General features: G+C 55.0%; 14 protein-coding genes. 11 read left to right on the top strand and 3 right to left on the bottom strand.

Annotated features, from left to right (window positions below; genetic code table 11):
- Positions 1 to 25: 25 nt before the first annotated feature.
- A complete protein-coding gene (locus tag GFER_RS05235) occupies positions 26 to 2,212 on the bottom strand; it encodes a TolB-like translocation protein (RefSeq protein WP_040096678.1) in 2,187 nt (728 codons plus the stop codon).
- Positions 2,213 to 2,427: 215 nt separating this feature from the next.
- Here GFER_RS05235 and GFER_RS05230 point away from each other — a divergent pair, with 215 nt between their 5' ends.
- Positions 2,428 to 2,883 carry a hypothetical protein gene (locus GFER_RS05230; RefSeq protein ID WP_052445980.1) on the top strand — a complete coding sequence of 152 codons (456 nt, stop codon included), beginning with the start codon at positions 2,428 to 2,430 and terminating at the stop codon, positions 2,881 to 2,883.
- A 248-nt stretch (positions 2,884 to 3,131) separates the two neighbouring features.
- Complete coding sequence (locus GFER_RS05225) at positions 3,132 to 4,469, top strand: helix-turn-helix transcriptional regulator (RefSeq protein ID WP_040096676.1); 1,338 nt, start codon at positions 3,132 to 3,134, stop codon at positions 4,467 to 4,469.
- Between the two features lie 67 nt (positions 4,470 to 4,536).
- Here GFER_RS05225 and GFER_RS05220 read toward each other — a convergent pair whose 3' ends face one another.
- The gene (locus GFER_RS05220) at positions 4,537 to 7,005 is read right to left on the bottom strand and encodes a hypothetical protein (protein ID WP_139172153.1); all 2,469 of its coding nucleotides are present in this window, start codon (positions 7,003 to 7,005) and stop codon (positions 4,537 to 4,539) included.
- Between the two features lie 130 nt (positions 7,006 to 7,135).
- Here GFER_RS05220 and lon point away from each other — a divergent pair, with 130 nt between their 5' ends.
- The 4 genes from lon (at position 7,136) to GFER_RS05200 (ending at position 11,277) form a co-directional block, all read left to right on the top strand.
- Positions 7,136 to 9,607 carry an endopeptidase La gene (lon, locus tag GFER_RS05215; RefSeq protein WP_052445979.1) on the top strand — a complete coding sequence of 824 codons (2,472 nt, stop codon included), beginning with the start codon at positions 7,136 to 7,138 and terminating at the stop codon, positions 9,605 to 9,607.
- 136 nt (positions 9,608 to 9,743) lie between these two features.
- Positions 9,744 to 9,971: a hypothetical protein gene (locus tag GFER_RS05210; protein ID WP_040096672.1), complete on the top strand. Its 228-nt coding sequence runs from the start codon at positions 9,744 to 9,746 to the stop codon at positions 9,969 to 9,971.
- Positions 9,972 to 10,035: 64 nt separating this feature from the next.
- Positions 10,036 to 11,001: a tryptophan--tRNA ligase gene (gene trpS, locus GFER_RS05205; protein ID WP_040096670.1), complete on the top strand. Its 966-nt coding sequence runs from the start codon at positions 10,036 to 10,038 to the stop codon at positions 10,999 to 11,001.
- 96 nt (positions 11,002 to 11,097) lie between these two features.
- Positions 11,098 to 11,277, top strand: coding sequence for a hypothetical protein (locus tag GFER_RS05200; protein WP_040096668.1), 180 nt, complete (start codon positions 11,098 to 11,100; stop codon positions 11,275 to 11,277).
- Here the strand turns inward: GFER_RS05200 and GFER_RS05195 are convergent.
- Positions 11,265 to 11,453 (bottom strand): hypothetical protein, encoded by a 189-nt coding sequence (locus tag GFER_RS05195; RefSeq protein WP_040096665.1) that lies wholly within the window; start codon positions 11,451 to 11,453, stop codon positions 11,265 to 11,267. The genes GFER_RS05200 and GFER_RS05195 overlap by 13 nt on opposite strands.
- Positions 11,454 to 11,483: 30 nt before the next feature.
- Between GFER_RS05195 and GFER_RS05190 the strand changes: the two genes are divergently transcribed.
- The 5 genes from GFER_RS05190 to GFER_RS05170 all read left to right on the top strand — a co-directional run bounded on the left by GFER_RS05190 (position 11,484) and on the right by GFER_RS05170 (position 16,305).
- On the top strand, positions 11,484 to 11,753 hold the full coding sequence (locus tag GFER_RS05190) for a hypothetical protein (protein WP_040096662.1): 270 nt from the start codon (positions 11,484 to 11,486) through the stop codon (positions 11,751 to 11,753).
- Positions 11,754 to 12,363: 610 nt separating this feature from the next.
- Entirely contained in the window at positions 12,364 to 12,630 is a 267-nt protein-coding gene (locus tag GFER_RS05185; RefSeq protein WP_040096660.1) for a DUF485 domain-containing protein, read from the top strand.
- 15 nt (positions 12,631 to 12,645) lie between these two features.
- A complete protein-coding gene (locus GFER_RS05180) occupies positions 12,646 to 14,592 on the top strand; it encodes a sodium/solute symporter (RefSeq protein WP_040096658.1) in 1,947 nt (648 codons plus the stop codon).
- Positions 14,593 to 14,694: 102 nt separating this feature from the next.
- Entirely contained in the window at positions 14,695 to 15,324 is a 630-nt protein-coding gene (locus GFER_RS05175; protein ID WP_040096656.1) for a hypothetical protein, read from the top strand.
- A 456-nt stretch (positions 15,325 to 15,780) separates the two neighbouring features.
- Entirely contained in the window at positions 15,781 to 16,305 is a 525-nt protein-coding gene (locus GFER_RS05170) for a chemotaxis protein CheW (protein WP_040096655.1), read from the top strand.
- The last annotated feature ends 28 nt before the right edge of the window (positions 16,306 to 16,333 follow it).

Genomic DNA, 16,333 nt, shown 5'->3' with positions numbered 1-16,333 from the left:
TTACCGGAGGACTTCAGACACCGACTCACCAGCGCGCTGCGTATGTCGCGCTGCCGCTTCGCCAGATAAGGACACCATCCCTGATTTTTGGCCGCTGGTCGCTCACATCGTTATCGGTCAAGCGGATGACCTGCGGATTGTCGGCGTAGACATCAAAAAGGTGGATTTCGCCATCGGCGTGCCAGGACATGCGACCGGCATCCATGGCAAAACCACCCTTTGATGCGCCATCCTCGGTCACGCGCACCACCGCAGGCGCGGCCTCGTTGAGATCAATGTAATAGATGTCCTGGCGCCAGGGACCCTCGGTCTGATCTGTTGCTATCCAGGCAATAATGCCGTCGCTCACCGCCGCAACGCGGTCATCGGATGTGCTGCTGTCGGTGACTTGAACTTCAACGGGTTCCGGGGCGTTGAGATCGACGTACCAGACATCATTGATGTTGCCGGTGTTCTGGCGGTACCAGGCAATGAGGCCGTCTTTGACCATGGGGCCCGCTTCCCAGACACTGTTTTGGGTGAGATTAATCGCCTGGGGGGAGGATTCGTTGAGATCGTAGTAATACACTTCGTAATTGGGCCAGATGCCGCCGAGCCAGGTGATAAGTCTTCCGTGCACCTGAGGTTCGCTATTGTGCTCACCCGCTACGGCAATTGCCGCAGGCGAGAGGTTCTCGCTTTTCAAATCAACATAATAAATCTGATGATTGCTTCCACTAGCCACCTGCCCGCGCCAAATGATGATCCCATCGCTGATCCGAAGGGCTTCCTTCCATTGCTGGTCGTCGGTCAATTTGATGACTTCAGTCTCAACGGCATTGAGATCGTAGTAATAAATCTCGTGGTTCTCGCCATCATAACCTTGCCAAACGACCAGGCCGTCATCCATCTCCAGCCAGGAGACATTCAGACCCGGAGGTGTGATCGCAAAGGGCGCCAGATCTTCTTCGACGGATTGGACAAAGATACGTTGATTCGCGCCCCTGGAGAGCCAGACAGTGGAACCGTCCGAGCCTGATATGCTCGAGACTTGGCTGTAGGGAAGATCAGCGATTTCAAAGGTTTCTTCAGATACCAAATCATACGCCAGGATTCTGCTACGTTCACCTTCCTCAGTGCGCCAAATGATCTCGCCATCGCTGACCAGCGGTTCATGACTGTGATACGCGCTATTTGTCACCTGGACGATGGTCGGTTCCGGTGCATTCAGGTCATAATAGAAAATCTGACGATTTCCGTCGACGGACCCCGCCCAGACGATAAGACCGTTTTTCACATGACTCAGACGGTCGAACTGGGCGTCCGTGGGCAATTGATGAATGAGGCCCATATTTTCCATGTCCACATAAAAGATCGTATCCTGTCCCCCCGAGCGCCCATCCCAGGCGATGAGCCGGTCATGCACCTGCGGATGACGGTCATCGATCAGGTTGTTGGTGAGTTTCACGGTCGATGTGCCGTCCTGCTTCAGGTCGCAGTAAAAGATCTCAACATCGTTTCCTTCATCGGAGCCCTGCCAGACAATCAGTCGGTCATGAATGTCAGCCTGCCAATGATCGAGATGGGTCTGGCCGGCCGGCTGCACAACGGTGGGATTAGCTGCCGAAAGGTCGTAGTAAGCCACCCGCCAGCGCGGGTCATATTCACTCCAGACGATGACACCCGCATCGATCTTGACCATGATGCGCGAAAATTCCTCACTGGTAATCCGCGCCGGGGAGGAATTCGTGGAATCCAGGGCGAGATGATAGACGTGGTAATCAGCACGGTCGATCCAGACCAGATCTCCCGAACAGACGGCAAAGGATTCGATGCTGTTGGAGGAGCTTGCTGCCAACACCGGCTCGGGTGAGCTACTGTTACTATCCACGACGAAGATGTGCTTACCTTGTGAGACGAAGGCGACATATCTTCCATCGAACGATATTTCCTGCGGATAATGATCCAGCGGCAACGAACGGGTCAGGTCCTGAATTTGCGTACCGTCAAAGAAAGAAATGCCTTCGCGGTCTTTGCCCGTCCACGCCAGCCATTGTCCATCAGTCGCTACCGCATCCGTACTTACCGAATTCACCGAGACGAGGGTCGGTTCCAGTCCAGAGGGGAGGAGGCCGGATTCGTCCGCAAAATCTACTGAATCGTGACTGCTGCTGCCGCAGCCAAGCACGGCAAGCATCGCGGCCCCCAAAATGGCCCACAAAATTCTGCGCATAAATCAATCTCCTCAGTTTTTGTTTCTACGATCAAACCTCAAAATGTTCAAACAGCCGTATACATCGGCAAGCCTCAACTATTTCGCGCAAAACTTAAAGTCGACTTTTTGTAGACCTGTGCCTTTTTCATCGCTTTTTTTGATTTTTTTGGGAGAATAAGAATGCGAGAGCCGAACAGGGTTCGGCGTACCAATCTGCCAACAGGAGAAAAAAAATGATTCGGAATTTACTGACTATGCTGGTTTTGGCTTTTTTGCTCGGCGCTTGTGCCGTCCAGCCATCGCGTGACGTCGGCCCTGAACCCACAGGCGAAGAAGCCCGCGTTCGCCAAACGCTGCATGAACTGATCACGGCTTACGAGAACAAAGATCCCATTCGCTTTGCCGAGTATGTTTCGCCGAGGTATTTCGGCGACAAGTCACGGTTGGAAATTCGTGTGCGCCGCGATTTCAACGCCTTGCACGACATCCGCATCGCTCCGACGGTCAGGAGTATCGTCGCCGACAACATGGGGCGCGTCTTTGTGGAGATAGATTTCACCCGCTCGCACACCCTTCCCGCCACCCGCGAGCAACGCACTCAAGCAGGGCGCACTTCGTTGATTTTTCACCTGGAAAATGGTCGTTATCGCCTGGTTTCTCAGCGCCCCGTGCTGTTCGGCATTCAGTAACTCCCGAAAACGCCGGCAGATCGGGAGACTGATCGCCGCCGCCCCATTTCCTCAGGCACGAAGTTTGCTAAATCTCTTCTCAAGACAAGGGTGGTCGGCCGGCATCGGCCGATCGCCTGACGTCAATCCCATTTTGCGCCTATCGCTCTGCAAGAAAAAGTCATCATTTTGTCAACCATTGCCCCTTGTGTCACTTTTTTGTGAACTTTTTGACTTTTGTATTCCCTAAAATCGGGATGAATAAAAAAATGCTGCCGTCTCTCTCTTTTGCCGCCTTCGTCTTCTGGCTTCTGGCCGTTCCCATGAACGGTCCGCTGCTTGATGCGGCAGGCATTGCCGACGCCTCAGGTTTTTTTCTGATTCCACACATCTTAAGTCTTGTTTTAATCGGCACCTTCATCTCCGGCGACACATTTAAAAAACTCGCCCCCACCTGCGTTGCAACGACGATTTTGCTCTCCATGGCCTTGCCGTTGAGTACCGCCGCCGCGCCTTGGCTGCTGATGTTTCTGAGCGTTTGCGGCGCCTTTGTCGCCGTCGATGCCACAACTCGCCTGCACAATGCAAAGTCACCCGTGCTATCCGCAGCATCGGGTCTGGTTCTCGGCAACCTGCTATTTTTCATTCTGCACCTCGGTCCGAAAGGCGAGTTTCTTCCCTTCGCTCTGGTCTCCCTGCCACTGCTGCTGTTACTTTTCTCCACGCAAGGCACGACACCGCATAAACCGACTTTTCCATCGGCGCGACTTCTTCACTACCTGCCTTTCGTACTGGTGTTTCACATCGTCAGCGGGCTGATGTACAGCGCGATCTATCCCGTCTATCATCCTGCCGCTCTTTTTCCCGGAGCAGAGCTGCCGTTTTATATGCTGACCGCCCTGGGCGCAGTTTGGCTGGTGAAGAAGCACCGGGAGCTGGCCTTGATCTTCGGCATATTGTTGGGCATGGCCGCCTTTGCCGCTCTGCAGCATGGCCAACTCCTGAGCATCAATTTGAGTATGTTCGCCATGCAGGCGGGTCAGGGCTTTGTTGATTTGTTTCTGCTGGCCTATTTACTCTCTTTTGTGCAGCGCATTCGCGCCGTCGGTCTGGGTTTGGCGACTCTGTGCCTTGGAATTTACTGCGGGCAGTTGATCGGGCAGAATATGCACGAATTCGTCGGCGCCATCGTGATGACGGGACACATTGCTCTCAATCTGGCCGTGCTGACCCTGTATTTCTTGGGGCGGCGCAGGGATTATATCGATCCGCCGGCACCCTCGCCTGAAATCAGGGCACAAAGCGTCCACCTCCCGGCGTACCACCTTCAGCCGGCTCTCGTCCCGGTGCCGATTCAGAATCTAAGCCTGCCTCAGGAGAACCTCGACCCGCCTTTGGAAGAGCGTCTCCCGGAGAATCTGCGCCTTCTGCTGTCACAGCGCGAATGCCTGGTACTGGCCCACAGCCTCGACGGACGTCCCTACCGCATAATCGCTGCGGATTTGAACATCTCCGAATCCTCAGTGAAAACCTACATGAAGCGCATCTGCGACAAGCTCGGCGTTCAGGGACGCAAAGGCCTATTTGATATCTTGGAGGCCAAATGAATCGACCGAAAAAGAATCGGGGGGAGGCCGTCATCCAATGACATGCCTGCCCCCCGAGGTTTGTGCCTTAGTCCTGAGGCAAGTCCTGAGGCAACCTCACCCAGGTTTCCTCAAAAATATCTAGCGCTTGCCCTTCATCGATCACACGGGTTTCAAAGGTGAAAAATTCACCATCAAGAGACAAGAGGCGCAAGACATTGTAATTGCCCTCAACAATGCTACTGAGAAAGACTACGCCGCGATCGATGTCCCAAGTTCCGGCCAGTTCGTATTCTTCACAAGGTTCAGCCCCCTCACAGAGAAGAACGCCGCCGTCTGTCTCAAATTGCACAAAGAAAACCTCGCTGTCTTCCTCGCCCCTAAACGTCGCACCGTCAATATCACCTACGCTCAGCTGCAGTTGCTCGCGGTATTCTTCAGGTTGGGCAAAGAGCAGCGTCCCTTGTTGACTGTAACCTTCCACCCAGAACCACAGCGACTCGTTCTGCCAAGTCAGGCGCATTTCAATGCGGCTGGTTCCGTCAGGCATCGGCGCCAAGAAATCAATCACCACGCTGTCGTCCACCACCGACCAGGTAGCGACTCGCTGCCACGCGACCGACATCTCGTCAAGCAGGTAGGCACCGTCCTCATCAAAATAGACCAGAACGGTATCTTCAGTGTCGAAGACCGGGATGCTGAGAAACATTTTGTCCAACAACAGCTCTTCCTCAACAGGAAAGGCCGGCAGCATTTCGCCGCCAAAAACTTCATCCAGTTCCCCTTGGGCGTCCAAAGAATAACCGACTACCACAAATCCGTCCGATCTTGCGGGAAGCCTGAATAGATTATCGGTGAAGTCGGGGAAAACAAGAACTGCGGCGCCCGAGTCATTGATCGACCAGGTGAAGTGGTCAACGACGAACTCCTCTTCCTGAAAATCGGCCACACCGCTGCCGTCGGCGGAAAAACTGATTCGCAAGAGTTGGTCGTCGAGTACCTGCCCGACAAGGAAAGAGCGCCCCGCCAGATCGCTTTCCACAAAGGGGATCGCGCGCACCCAGGTTTGAATGACCGTCTCATCGGCTTCAGCATCGTAGAACTCGACCTCGATTTCCGAGGGGTCGCGACTGATCAGCGTGTGCTCGACGCTCGAATAACCTTCGGCGTTTCCGACAAGCTTTCCGTTGACAATCTGCCAGGTTCCCGTATGGCCGAACAGCCCTTCATCTTCATCGCCGTAGCTCAAAAACGTCCCGTTGGCATAAAAGACGATGATTTCAAGTATGTCGTCCTCGTGAAACACAAATGTCTTTCCGCTCACAAGTTCCTGGGTAAAGACCGGGTCGCTCGGCAGCACATCAGGGGTTTCGCTTGTCGGATCCAGCACGAAGGCATCGCCAGGAGAAACGACCGGGAGTTGCGTTTGGAGTTCTTCCGAGAGTTGTTCCCGCTGCTCGTCGGTGAAATTGTTGGCCAGGTAATACCGGAAAGCCATGTCCTGGACGGCCTGCGAACCTAGGACACTCTCCACATCCGGAATTTCGTCGCCGCTTGTGGAGATTACCCGCGCTGTCACATAATCGGTGATGGAAACCGCGGTTTGAATGACATCCACCAAACGCACCGGCGGAGCATCAGAAACACCAAGCCCAAGGGCTATATTTGATGAAATTGCCTGGACTTTCGTCGCGTTCAACGTCGCTTTGACCCCTGTCGCCATCTGGGCCAACAGCCCCCGACGATCTTCCGTGAAGTCTTCCAGAGTCACTTCCCAGCCTTCACTTTCACTCAACGCATCAACCACGGTCAGAAAGGCGCGCACCGTCATGGCCGCCTGCAACCGGGCCAGAGCTTCATCGGTGGCTTCCTCTCCACTTATTTCCAGTAGTCCCGCCATGGGATCGGCGGTCAAATCCGCTGGACTCAACCCTTCGATCCCCGCGTCGCCCAGAAGTCCTATGACCTCGTCGGCACTGAGTCCATTGGCCAGCAGGGTGGTGAGCGGCGAGGCGATCAGGCGCCCTTCGGCATCAGTTGCGGAATCAACCTGGCGTTTGAGCGTGCCGGTGAAGGGCACCCCGTTGTGAATGCCGCCCTCGACCATGACAATGAGCGAACCCGGGGTGAGCGGCTCGGTGAAACTGAAAAGGCCATTTTTATCGGAGGACGTGGAACGCTGCAGTTCCTCGCCATCCAGCATTTCCGCAAAAACCGCACCTTCGATGTAAGGATCGACAGCAATGCCCGAGGTCAACACATCGTCCCCGGAAATCGGTGCACTGCTCGTACTGCTGCTTCCACAACCCGTCAAAAAGAACGGCACCAGCACCGCCAAAAGAAAAACGAGCGGCTTTAATTGTCCCAACCTCATCCTTTTCTCCTTTCTCCATGAACCTAAAAGCTGCCGCGCCAGGCAACAGCCAGCCCCCAAGACCGGCATATCCACCGGTCCACGATATTTTGGCCTCAAAACCGCAAACAATTCCCATTGTGTTTTTTTAATCATAAAGTCCCCCCATGTCAAGGAAAAAATTTGACAACGCCAATAATCCAACTTGTTTTCATCAATTCGCCAGCCGCGCGATCATGTCTATGGGCTTGTCTGCGATCTTGTCATCGGTTGACATCCTCCCGCGAAGTGATTAGCTTGCCTCCATATCATTACCGCTGAGGAGCCTTAGCCCATGAGCGATGAAAAAGAAACATCCAACGACGATGTCATTGACGCGGATGTGGAAGACGAGCAAAGCCCCGCACCGGTGCAGGAGGGCGGCCTGGTCCTAGCCACCGAGATTCTTCCCCCTTCCCTGCCGCTCATCCCCCTGCGCCCGCGCCCAGCCTTTCCCGGAATTATTCTTCCCCTCTCGATCAGTGGCGCGGAGCGCGTCGCGACCATCGAGCAGACCATGAAAACCTCGCATCGCGCCATCGGACTGGTGCTGGTCAAGGATCTCGATGAGGGCGACAAGCCGGAAAACCTGCATCGCGTCGGCGTTGCGGCGCGCATCCTCAAGATTCTGCACCAGGAGGAGCAGAGCGTTCATGTGCTGGTCAACACCCAGGAGCGCTTTGTGCTGGACGAGGTGCATGAGGACAACAAGAGCGCCCTGCACGGCCGCGTCACCTATCGCTACGGTGCGGAACTCTCGGTCAATCCCGAACTCAAGGCCTACTCCATGGCCATCATCGGCGCACTCAAGGAGCTGGTGCAGATCAACCCGCTGTATTCCGAAGAAATCAAGATGTTTCTTAACCGCTCAAGCCTCGACGATCCTGGGCGGCTGGCGGACTTTGCCGCCAACCTGACGACTGCCGAAGGTCAGGAGCTGCAGAAAATTCTGGAGACCTTCGATGTCAGGAAACGCATCGACCGGGTTCTGGTCTTGTTGAAAAAAGAATTGGAAGTCTCACGCATCCAGACCAAGATCACCAAGCAGATTGAGGAGAAGATCAGCAAGCAGCAGCGCGAATTTTTTCTGCGTGAACAGCTCAAGGCTATCAAGAAGGAACTGGGACTGGAGAAGGAAGGCAAGGCAGCGGAAGTCGAAAAATTTGAAAAACGTCTCAAAGACTTAAAGCTCAACGAGGAAGCGCAGAAAACCGTCGATGAAGAACTCGAAAAACTGCGCCTGCTCGAACCCAACTCCCCCGAATATACCGTTACCCGCAATTATCTCGACTGGCTCACGGTGCTGCCCTGGGGCAAATTCAGCAAGGACTCCTACCAGATCGAGCGGGCCCGGCGCATTCTGGATCGTGACCATTACGGCCTTGACGACGTTAAGGAGCGCATTCTGGAATTCATCGCCGTGGGTAAAATGAAGGGCGATATTTCAGGATCAATTCTATGCCTGGTCGGCCCGCCCGGGGTGGGAAAAACCTCCATCGGTCACAGTGTCGCCGATGCCCTGGGGCGCAAATTCTATCGCTTTTCCCTGGGCGGCATGCGCGACGAAGCCGAAATCAAAGGGCATCGACGCACCTATATCGGCGCCATGCCGGGAAAATTCATCCAGGCCATCAAAAGTGCCGGCAGCGCCAATCCGGTACTGATGCTGGACGAAATCGACAAGATCGGTGCGAGCTTTCAGGGCGATCCGGCTTCGGCGCTGCTCGAAGTCCTCGATCCGGAACAAAATTCCGGCTTTCGCGATCATTATCTCGACGTGCCCTACGATCTGTCCAACGTGCTGTTCATCGCCACCGCCAACCAACTCGACACGATCCCCGCGCCTCTGCTCGACCGTATGGAGGTCATTCGTCTGTCGGGCTACATCAAGGAAGAAAAAGTTGAAATCGCCAAACGCTACCTGGTACCCAAGGCATTGAAAAATCACGGTCTTGAAAAGAGCCATGTGAGCGTGCGGCGCGATGCTCTGGAAAAAATCATTGAGGATTACGCCCGTGAAGCCGGGGTGCGTAACCTGGAAAACCGCATCAAAAAAATCATGCGCAAAGCCGCACGAGAATTCGCGGACGGCCATGAAGGCAGAATTACCGTCACGGCAAAGGAAATTGAAAAATTCCTGGGTAAACCAGTATTTGCTGCCGATGAAATTTTTTCCGATGTCCCAGGAGTCGTCACCGGCCTGGCCTGGACGAGTCAGGGCGGCGCCACCCTTCAGATCGAGGCCACCGCGGTGCCCAGCCAAAACAAGGGACTCAAGCAAACCGGACAGCTCGGCAATATCATGATCGAGAGTTCGGAGATTGCCTATTCCTACACGATGGCACACCTTGCCGATTATGGTGCGGCGGCGGATTTCTACGACAAGCATTTCGTGCATCTGCACGTCCCAGCGGGTGCCACGCCCAAGGACGGCCCTTCGGCCGGAGTCACCATGTCCACGGCGTTGCTGTCCATGATTATGGGCAAGCCGGTCATGGCCAAGCTCGGCATGACCGGTGAGCTCACCCTGACCGGACGCGTACTGCCCATCGGCGGGGTCAAGGAAAAGACCATCGCTGCCCGGCGCACCGGGCTCACCACCCTGATTTTCCCCGAAGGCAATCGCAAGGATTTCGAAGAACTTCCCGATTACCTGCAAGAAGGCTTGACGGTACACTTCGCACGGGAGTACAACGACGTCTACCAGGTGGCTTTTGGTGTGCCGGGGAAGGTAAAAAACAAAAAAAAGGCAGGTAAAAGCATTTAAAACGTTTTTACCGCAGAAGCCTCTAAGAACGCAGAGAGTAGACATCAACCATCTTTTTGGGTTTTTCTTTGCGTTCTCCGCGAACTCAGCGGTGAATTATTTTTTCGCCTTAAACAATCAAGGAGTATTTACGACAATGACCGTTGCCGAATTGAAACAAGCCGTGCTGGCCCTGAGCCGTGAAGAAAAGCAGGAACTGCTGCTCGAAATCCTGCCCGAGATTTCCCAGGAGGTCATGCAGGATCGCGCATTTCTCATGCAACTGCTGCCGGTGTTCATGAATCTGGTTAAGGACAGCGGCGTCGATCTGCAGCAACTCATGCAGTTTGCCATGATGATGAATGGCGGTCAGCCCCAGCGTTAAACACATCAAGGCACTCAACACCAAGGCACCCAGGAAAAGCTCCAGACACCAAGAGGGTCGGAACATGAGAATTCTCAGTGGCATTCAGCCTTCGGGCAGTCTGCACCTCGGCAACTACTTCGGCATGATGAAGAAGATGATCGCGTACCAGGAGAATGAAGATCTCTTCTGCTTTATCGCCAACTACCACGCCATGACTTCCGTCACCGACGGCAATGCGCTGGCGCGCGGCACCCTGGAAGCGGCGGCCAATTTTCTGGCTCTGGGGATGGATCCGGAGCGCAGCACTTTCTGGGTGCAGTCCGATGTACCCGAAGTGCAGGAACTCACTTGGGCGCTGTCCAACTTCACGCCCATGGGCCTGCTTGAGCGCTGTCACAGCTACAAGGACAAGGTCGCCAAGGGCATCGCCGCCAATCACGGCCTCTTTGCCTATCCTGTGCTGATGACCGCCGACATCCTCTTGTTCCAGAGCGATCGGGTGCCGGTGGGCAAGGATCAGAAACAGCACGTGGAAGTGGCGCGCGACATCGCTCTTAAATTCAACAATCAATATGGCGAAATTTTCACCGTTCCCGAAGCCGAGATCGACGACGAGGTCGCCACCGTTCCCGGCACGGACGGACAGAAGATGAGCAAGAGCTACGGCAACACCATCGATCTGTTTCTGGAGGAAAAAGCCCTGCGCAAGCAGATCATGCGCATCGTCACCGATTCAACACCGGTTGAAGCGCCCAAAGACCCCGATAGGTGCAATGTCTTCCAGATTTATCGCCTGTTCCTCGACAAGCAACAGCAGCAGGCGTTGCGCAAACGCTATGAAGCCGGCGGAATGGGCTACGGTGAGGTCAAGCAGGAACTCTTTGAAACCGTGCGGGATTTCTTCACCCCTTTCGCCGAACGCCGCCGCGAGTTGCTGGCCGACCTCGATGGTCTGCGCGCCACTCTGGCACGGGGCGCGGACAAGGCCCGCCAGGCCGGCGCTAAAACCCTGCGCAAGGTGAGAAAGAAAACCGGTCTGGCGTATTGACGCGCCTCGGCCTGCGGTGCATGCCGAACAGCGACCCGTGTGTTATAGTAGATGCGTGACGTCTTTTTTGCTCTTTACTCACTTGGGAGGTTCTCCATGAGCGTCTACCGCCGTTGGTTTTGCAGTTGCAGCGGAAAGCCCGAAGAACTGACCTACGACCAGGTTCTCGACGAAGAGATTCCAGGAGAGCCGGTGTGTGAGCGTTGCGGCGCGAGTCCCTCGTCAGATCCCAAACACACGATTTCTTTTCGCGACGACGACGATTACGACGGCTGAGACTCGGCATTGTTGCGCGTAAAGAACACAAACGCCATTGCCGGGCGGCGGCTGCCCTCGCGCAGGGCAAAATGGATCGTGTCAAACTGCCAGCCCTTGTCGCTCCATTCGTTGAGTATCCCCTCCAGGGACTCGTCGGTTACCGTGCTGGTTTCAACCACTTTGTAGCGCACCACAATCCATCCTCCTCTGAAAGTCTCCTTGCCATGGCCATTTCCGGAAGCCCCGCAAAGCTGGCGCGTGATATTGCGGACGGCTACCTGAGCCTCACGCCGCCGGTCCTTAAACAATACACTCCCGCCGAGCTCAAAACGATCCTAAACCACATCGCCCTGGTCGGTCGCGATCTGCGCCAGGAAAAAATTTCCATCGAGGATGTTCCGGCGATCAAAAATCGCAACATGAAACTGTCGCGGCTCAACCAGAACTCAACAGTCCTTCGCGCGTTCTGTAAAAAACATCGTATTCCCATCTAGAAGCAGCCGGAACACCTCGCAAGAAACCAGAAAAAACAACAATTCCACACAAATACAAGCCGTTAAATCCAACCCAAAATACGTTCAATCCCAAACTGAAAGCGCCTCGAACACCCCCCCCGCCGTTCAAACAAAAAAAATAGAATGGTTTTTTATCATATCGTACAACATTTTTTTGAAATTCTCGGGGAATAGCACAACAAATGGAATTTTTTGAAGAATTTGATTCAGAATATTTTTTTACTCTGCGAAACTCCTCGTTTCGCAAAAGTTTATTATTGACAGGTATTTAGAACGACGTATTATGTTTACGGTTTTTCACCCCAATATCTGGTCCTTTGTGCGCTTCATGTAGCCGCATGTCTGGTAAAAAAGAAAATATCGGTTTGCTTGCGGCATTTCCGCTTTCCGTGGAAATGCCGGCCAACAACACAAAGGAGGTGAGCAAAGGGAACGACTCGCAACAGATTCTGCAATCCATTTGAGGCGTCAGCCCCCCTCCCTCAGGAGGCTTTCGCCCATGACTTTGCTTTCTACTTTTTCGATTTTTATGAGATGCCCGTTTTTCAAGAGAGAGTGACCTCGATTCAAACCAAAGGAGCAACGCTTTATGGGACACGGACCCGCAGTCAAGCTTGGGAAAGACAACGCCGCAGGCTATAAAGCCAAAATCGGCATCACAATGTTTTTCGTCTATACCAGTATCTACTTCATCTTCGTCCTCATCAACATTACCAAACCCACCCTTATGCAGATCCAGGTATTCGGACTCAACCTGTCCGTGGTCTATGGTATCAGCCTGATCGTTGGCGCCTTTCTGTTGGCGCTCGTCTACAACCACTTCTGCACCCAGGCAGAAAATCGGTTGAATAAATAAGGGAGGGGTTTTCAAATGATATACGCACAATCACCTTTGGCCATCGGCCTGTTCGTTTCTTTTGTTCTGCTGGTTCTCGGCCTGTCCTTTTACATGGGCCGCAGAACGACTTCGTCTGACGGCTATTACGCCGCCGGCGGCAACGTACATTGGTTCACCAACGGTATCGCCTTTGCCGGCGACTACCTCTCCGCGGCCTCCTTCCTCGGCATCTGCGGCATGATCGCCGTATCCGGCTATGACGGCTGGATGTATTCCGTCGGTTACCTGGCGGGCTGGATGGTTGCGCTGTTCCTGGTGGCCGAACCCATGAAGCGCCTGGGCAAATATACCTTCACCGACGCTCTTGATTCCAAGTTCAACTCCAAGAGCATCCAGTTGATGGCCGCCATCAGCACCCTGGTGGTTTCCATCTTCTACCTGATTCCCCAAATGGTCGGGGCCGGCACCCTGGTCACGCCGCTTCTGGGCCTGCCCCATTATGCCGGGGTCATTATCGTCGGCGTAGTCGTAACGATCATCGTCGCCACCGCCGGCATGGCCTCCACCACCATGGTGCAGTTTCTCAAGGGCGGCCTGCTGTTGACCTTCTCCACTGTCTTGGTTATCGGGGTGTTGGTTCGCGGCTTTTCCGGCACTCCGGAGAATGACGGCAAAGCCTATCATGAATTCATTACCCTGCAGGCAACGGTTGCCGCGGATGGCCGCCTGCAACTTGATGACCCGGCCTACACCGCTCCGCCCAACTGGCACGACTCAGCCTTTGCAGAGGCCGGCATGGTCAAGTTGGCCAAAGACGGCGTCGAGACCATCTGGCACCTGCAAGCTGACGGACAGGGCGGCTACCTGCTTGAAGAAACCCTGTATCAGGTGGTACTCACCGACGGCACCCGCCTTTACAACGGGGCCCCCGCCACTGAAGGCCGCTTCTTTCCCGTCGGGCACATGAAAGAAATCAAAATGGATGGTGAAACGGTGCTCCAGACCGGCGCTGTCGGCCCCCTGGCCTACCTGCGGACCCTGCAGGACAGCACCATCGTACTCTGGGGCACCAGGCACGTGCGTACCGCCGAGGGCTACTACAGCATCTATTACCAAAAGCCGACTCCCGGCACACAGATTCTGCGTCCGGGCTTGCGCTTCACCGTCGACAACGCCACCGGGGCCGAGAAGTTCAACTTTTTCTCCCTCATGCTCGCACTGTTCTGCGGCACCGCAGCGCTGCCGCACATCCTCATCCGCTACTACACCGTGCCCAGCCAGGCCGCGGCACGCAAGTCGACGCTGGTTGCCATTGCCGCCATCGGCTTCTTCTACATCCTGACCCTGTTCATGGGTCTGGGCGCCATGACCAGCGGTGTCATCAACATCATGGACAACAACATGTCGGCGCCGCTGCTGGCCCTGTCCTTCGGGGTCTTTTTGTTCGCCATCATCTCGTCCATCGCCTTCGCTACCGTTCTCGGCACCGTTTCAGGCCTGATCGTAGCATCCTCGGGCGCGGTGGCTCATGACCTGATGGACAACTTCTTCGGCATGAAGATGAAGGACAAAACCAAGGTCCTGGCGGGCAAGCTTTCGGCCGTCTGTGTCGGCGCCATCGCCATCTACCTGGGTATCGTGTTTGAAGGCATGAACGTGAGCTTCCTGGTCGGTTGGGCCTTCGCCATCGCCGCCTCGGCCAACCTGCCGGCGATTCTCATGCTGCTGTTCTGGAAACGCACAACCGCCCAAGGCGTGGCCGCCTCCATCGGCGTGGGCATTGTCTCGGCACTGGGCCTGATCCTGCTTTCGCCCGACATGTACGTGCGTTACGGGCTGCTGCCTTCCGATGCACCCATTTCCTTCAACAGCCCGGCGGCGATTTCCATTCCCTTGAGCTTTATTACACTGGTGGTGGTCTCGCTTCTGACCAAGCGCGTCGAAGTGCCCGAGGAGGGAACCGAAGCCGCCAGCGCCTAAATCCGGCAGGCAGGCTTGTCAATAACACTTTTTTCATGACATAATTTTTGGGCCGCCCACGGGCGGCCCAATCCTTTTTCAGTTACGAAAGAGCTTATCCTCATGCGTCGATTCCGATTCACCTTGATTGCCGTATGCCTGGTTTTGCTTTACCTTGGCTACAATGATTCCAGCCTGACCCTGCGCAATCCAGAACCCTACGCGATCGATCTGGCAACACTCATCGAAGAAGGCGCGCCTCGCGAGTGGCTGCACGTCACCGGCGGCCGTGTGAATCTCGACGCGGCCATCTCCACTTCGGGTCAAGTCGAAATCAAAGCCCTACTCATTCCCCTGGTTCAACACCCCGACGACACGCGCTTTCACGTGCTGGTTGAAACCCGCGATCCCGCGCTGCTTGAGTTGCTGCACACCTATCATTTCCGCTTCGATAATGTCTTTGCCCAGGAGCGTTTTCGTCAGGAGCAGGCGCACATGTTCCACGCACCGCGCGAAGTGACCGGAATGCTTGCCGGAGGGCTTAAAGGGTCGAGCAACCGTGACAAACTCATGGAATTGGCGCAGCAGGTCGGGCTCGATGTTCCCGACGACGTGATCATGCTCAGCGAGGGGAAAGAACCTCCGCGCTATCGCGGATTTTTCTTTCTCGCCATGGGCCTGGCCGGGCTTGTCAAGGCCGGCCTGATGTTCAGAACACCCAGTGCGCCGCCGACGGACCCCATGCACTCCTGACCCCTGTGCGCAGCAAAGGCTCCTGATTTTGCAACTATTCCGCGGCAACGTCCGAGAATACCGCAGGGTGCGGCGGTTGAGTGCTGCGGCAAATGTTTGAGCCGCAGGTGAGTTTTTGCCGCACGCGATGCCGCCGTACCCTGCGGTACATGCTGAACAGTTACACGATTCAATTNACCGCAGGGTGCGGCGGTTGAGTGCTGCGGCAAATGTTTGAGCCGCAGGTGAGTTTTTGCCGCACGCGATGCCGCCGTACCCTGCGGTACATGCTGAACAGTTACATGATTTTTAAGTCTCGCCTCCCAAGCTATCCATGGTTTTTCCCTTGACCTATGCCCTCTTTGCAATTATATTGCTTTAATTGAAGGCATCTTACAAAAAAATCCTGTTGCCCTTGGAGCAAAATTCCGACAATCCCTGTCCAAGGTTTCAGGAGAGGCAAAAAAGGAGACAGCCATGACGCAAGCACAGGACCGACTGGCTCTGAACAGCCATCTGGGGGAAGACGAGGACACTCAGAAAGGCAAGTTTCTGACCTTTCACCTGGCCGATGAGGACTACGGCATTGAAATCCGTTTTGTCACCGAGATCATCGGCATCCAGAAGATTACCGAAGTGCCCGACATGCCCGAGTTCGTCAAAGGCGTGATAAACCTGCGCGGCAAGGTCATTCCGGTCATGGACGTGCGCATGCGCTTCCTGATGCCGCCGCGCGAATACAACGACCGCACGTGCATCATCGTGGTCAACGTCAACGGCACCGCAGTCGGTTTGGTTGTGGATGAAGTCAGTGAGGTTGCCGACATCCCCGAAGATCAGATCGAGCCGCCGCCGCGTTCCAGCCGGGCAGCCGCCAGTCGCTACATTCAGGGCATGGGCAAGATTGGGCAGGAAGTCAAGATTCTCCTCGACGTCAACCACCTGCTCTATGATGAACAGGCGTTGCAAGGCGTCGGGGCGCAGGGCGCGGAACTTTTTTAAGTGACAAGAGAAGATTGATTAAGTGGCA

Source organism: Geoalkalibacter ferrihydriticus DSM 17813, assembly GCF_000820505.1.
Lineage (GTDB): Bacteria > Desulfobacterota > Desulfuromonadia > Desulfuromonadales > Geoalkalibacteraceae > Geoalkalibacter > Geoalkalibacter ferrihydriticus.
Note: the sequence above shows the minus strand (reverse complement) of the source record. Positions and strands in the feature narration are given on the sequence as shown.

Excerpts from the sequence above, each read along its gene's own strand:
- GFER_RS05235 (WP_040096678.1), bottom strand. The coding sequence starts at position 2,212 with ATGCGCAGAATTTTGTGGGCCATTTTGGGGGCCGCGATGCTTGCCGTG.
- GFER_RS05230 (WP_052445980.1), top strand. The coding sequence starts at position 2,428 with ATGATTCGGAATTTACTGACTATGCTGGTTTTGGCTTTTTTGCTCGGC.
- GFER_RS05225 (WP_040096676.1), top strand. The coding sequence starts at position 3,132 with ATGCTGCCGTCTCTCTCTTTTGCCGCCTTCGTCTTCTGGCTTCTGGCC.
- lon (WP_052445979.1), top strand. The coding sequence starts at position 7,136 with ATGAGCGATGAAAAAGAAACATCCAACGACGATGTCATTGACGCGGAT.
- GFER_RS05210 (WP_040096672.1), top strand. The coding sequence starts at position 9,744 with ATGACCGTTGCCGAATTGAAACAAGCCGTGCTGGCCCTGAGCCGTGAA.
- trpS (WP_040096670.1), top strand. The coding sequence starts at position 10,036 with ATGAGAATTCTCAGTGGCATTCAGCCTTCGGGCAGTCTGCACCTCGGC.
- GFER_RS05200 (WP_040096668.1), top strand. The coding sequence starts at position 11,098 with ATGAGCGTCTACCGCCGTTGGTTTTGCAGTTGCAGCGGAAAGCCCGAA.
- GFER_RS05190 (WP_040096662.1), top strand. The coding sequence starts at position 11,484 with ATGGCCATTTCCGGAAGCCCCGCAAAGCTGGCGCGTGATATTGCGGAC.
- GFER_RS05185 (WP_040096660.1), top strand. The coding sequence starts at position 12,364 with ATGGGACACGGACCCGCAGTCAAGCTTGGGAAAGACAACGCCGCAGGC.
- GFER_RS05180 (WP_040096658.1), top strand. The coding sequence starts at position 12,646 with ATGATATACGCACAATCACCTTTGGCCATCGGCCTGTTCGTTTCTTTT.
- GFER_RS05175 (WP_040096656.1), top strand. The coding sequence starts at position 14,695 with ATGCGTCGATTCCGATTCACCTTGATTGCCGTATGCCTGGTTTTGCTT.
- GFER_RS05170 (WP_040096655.1), top strand. The coding sequence starts at position 15,781 with ATGACGCAAGCACAGGACCGACTGGCTCTGAACAGCCATCTGGGGGAA.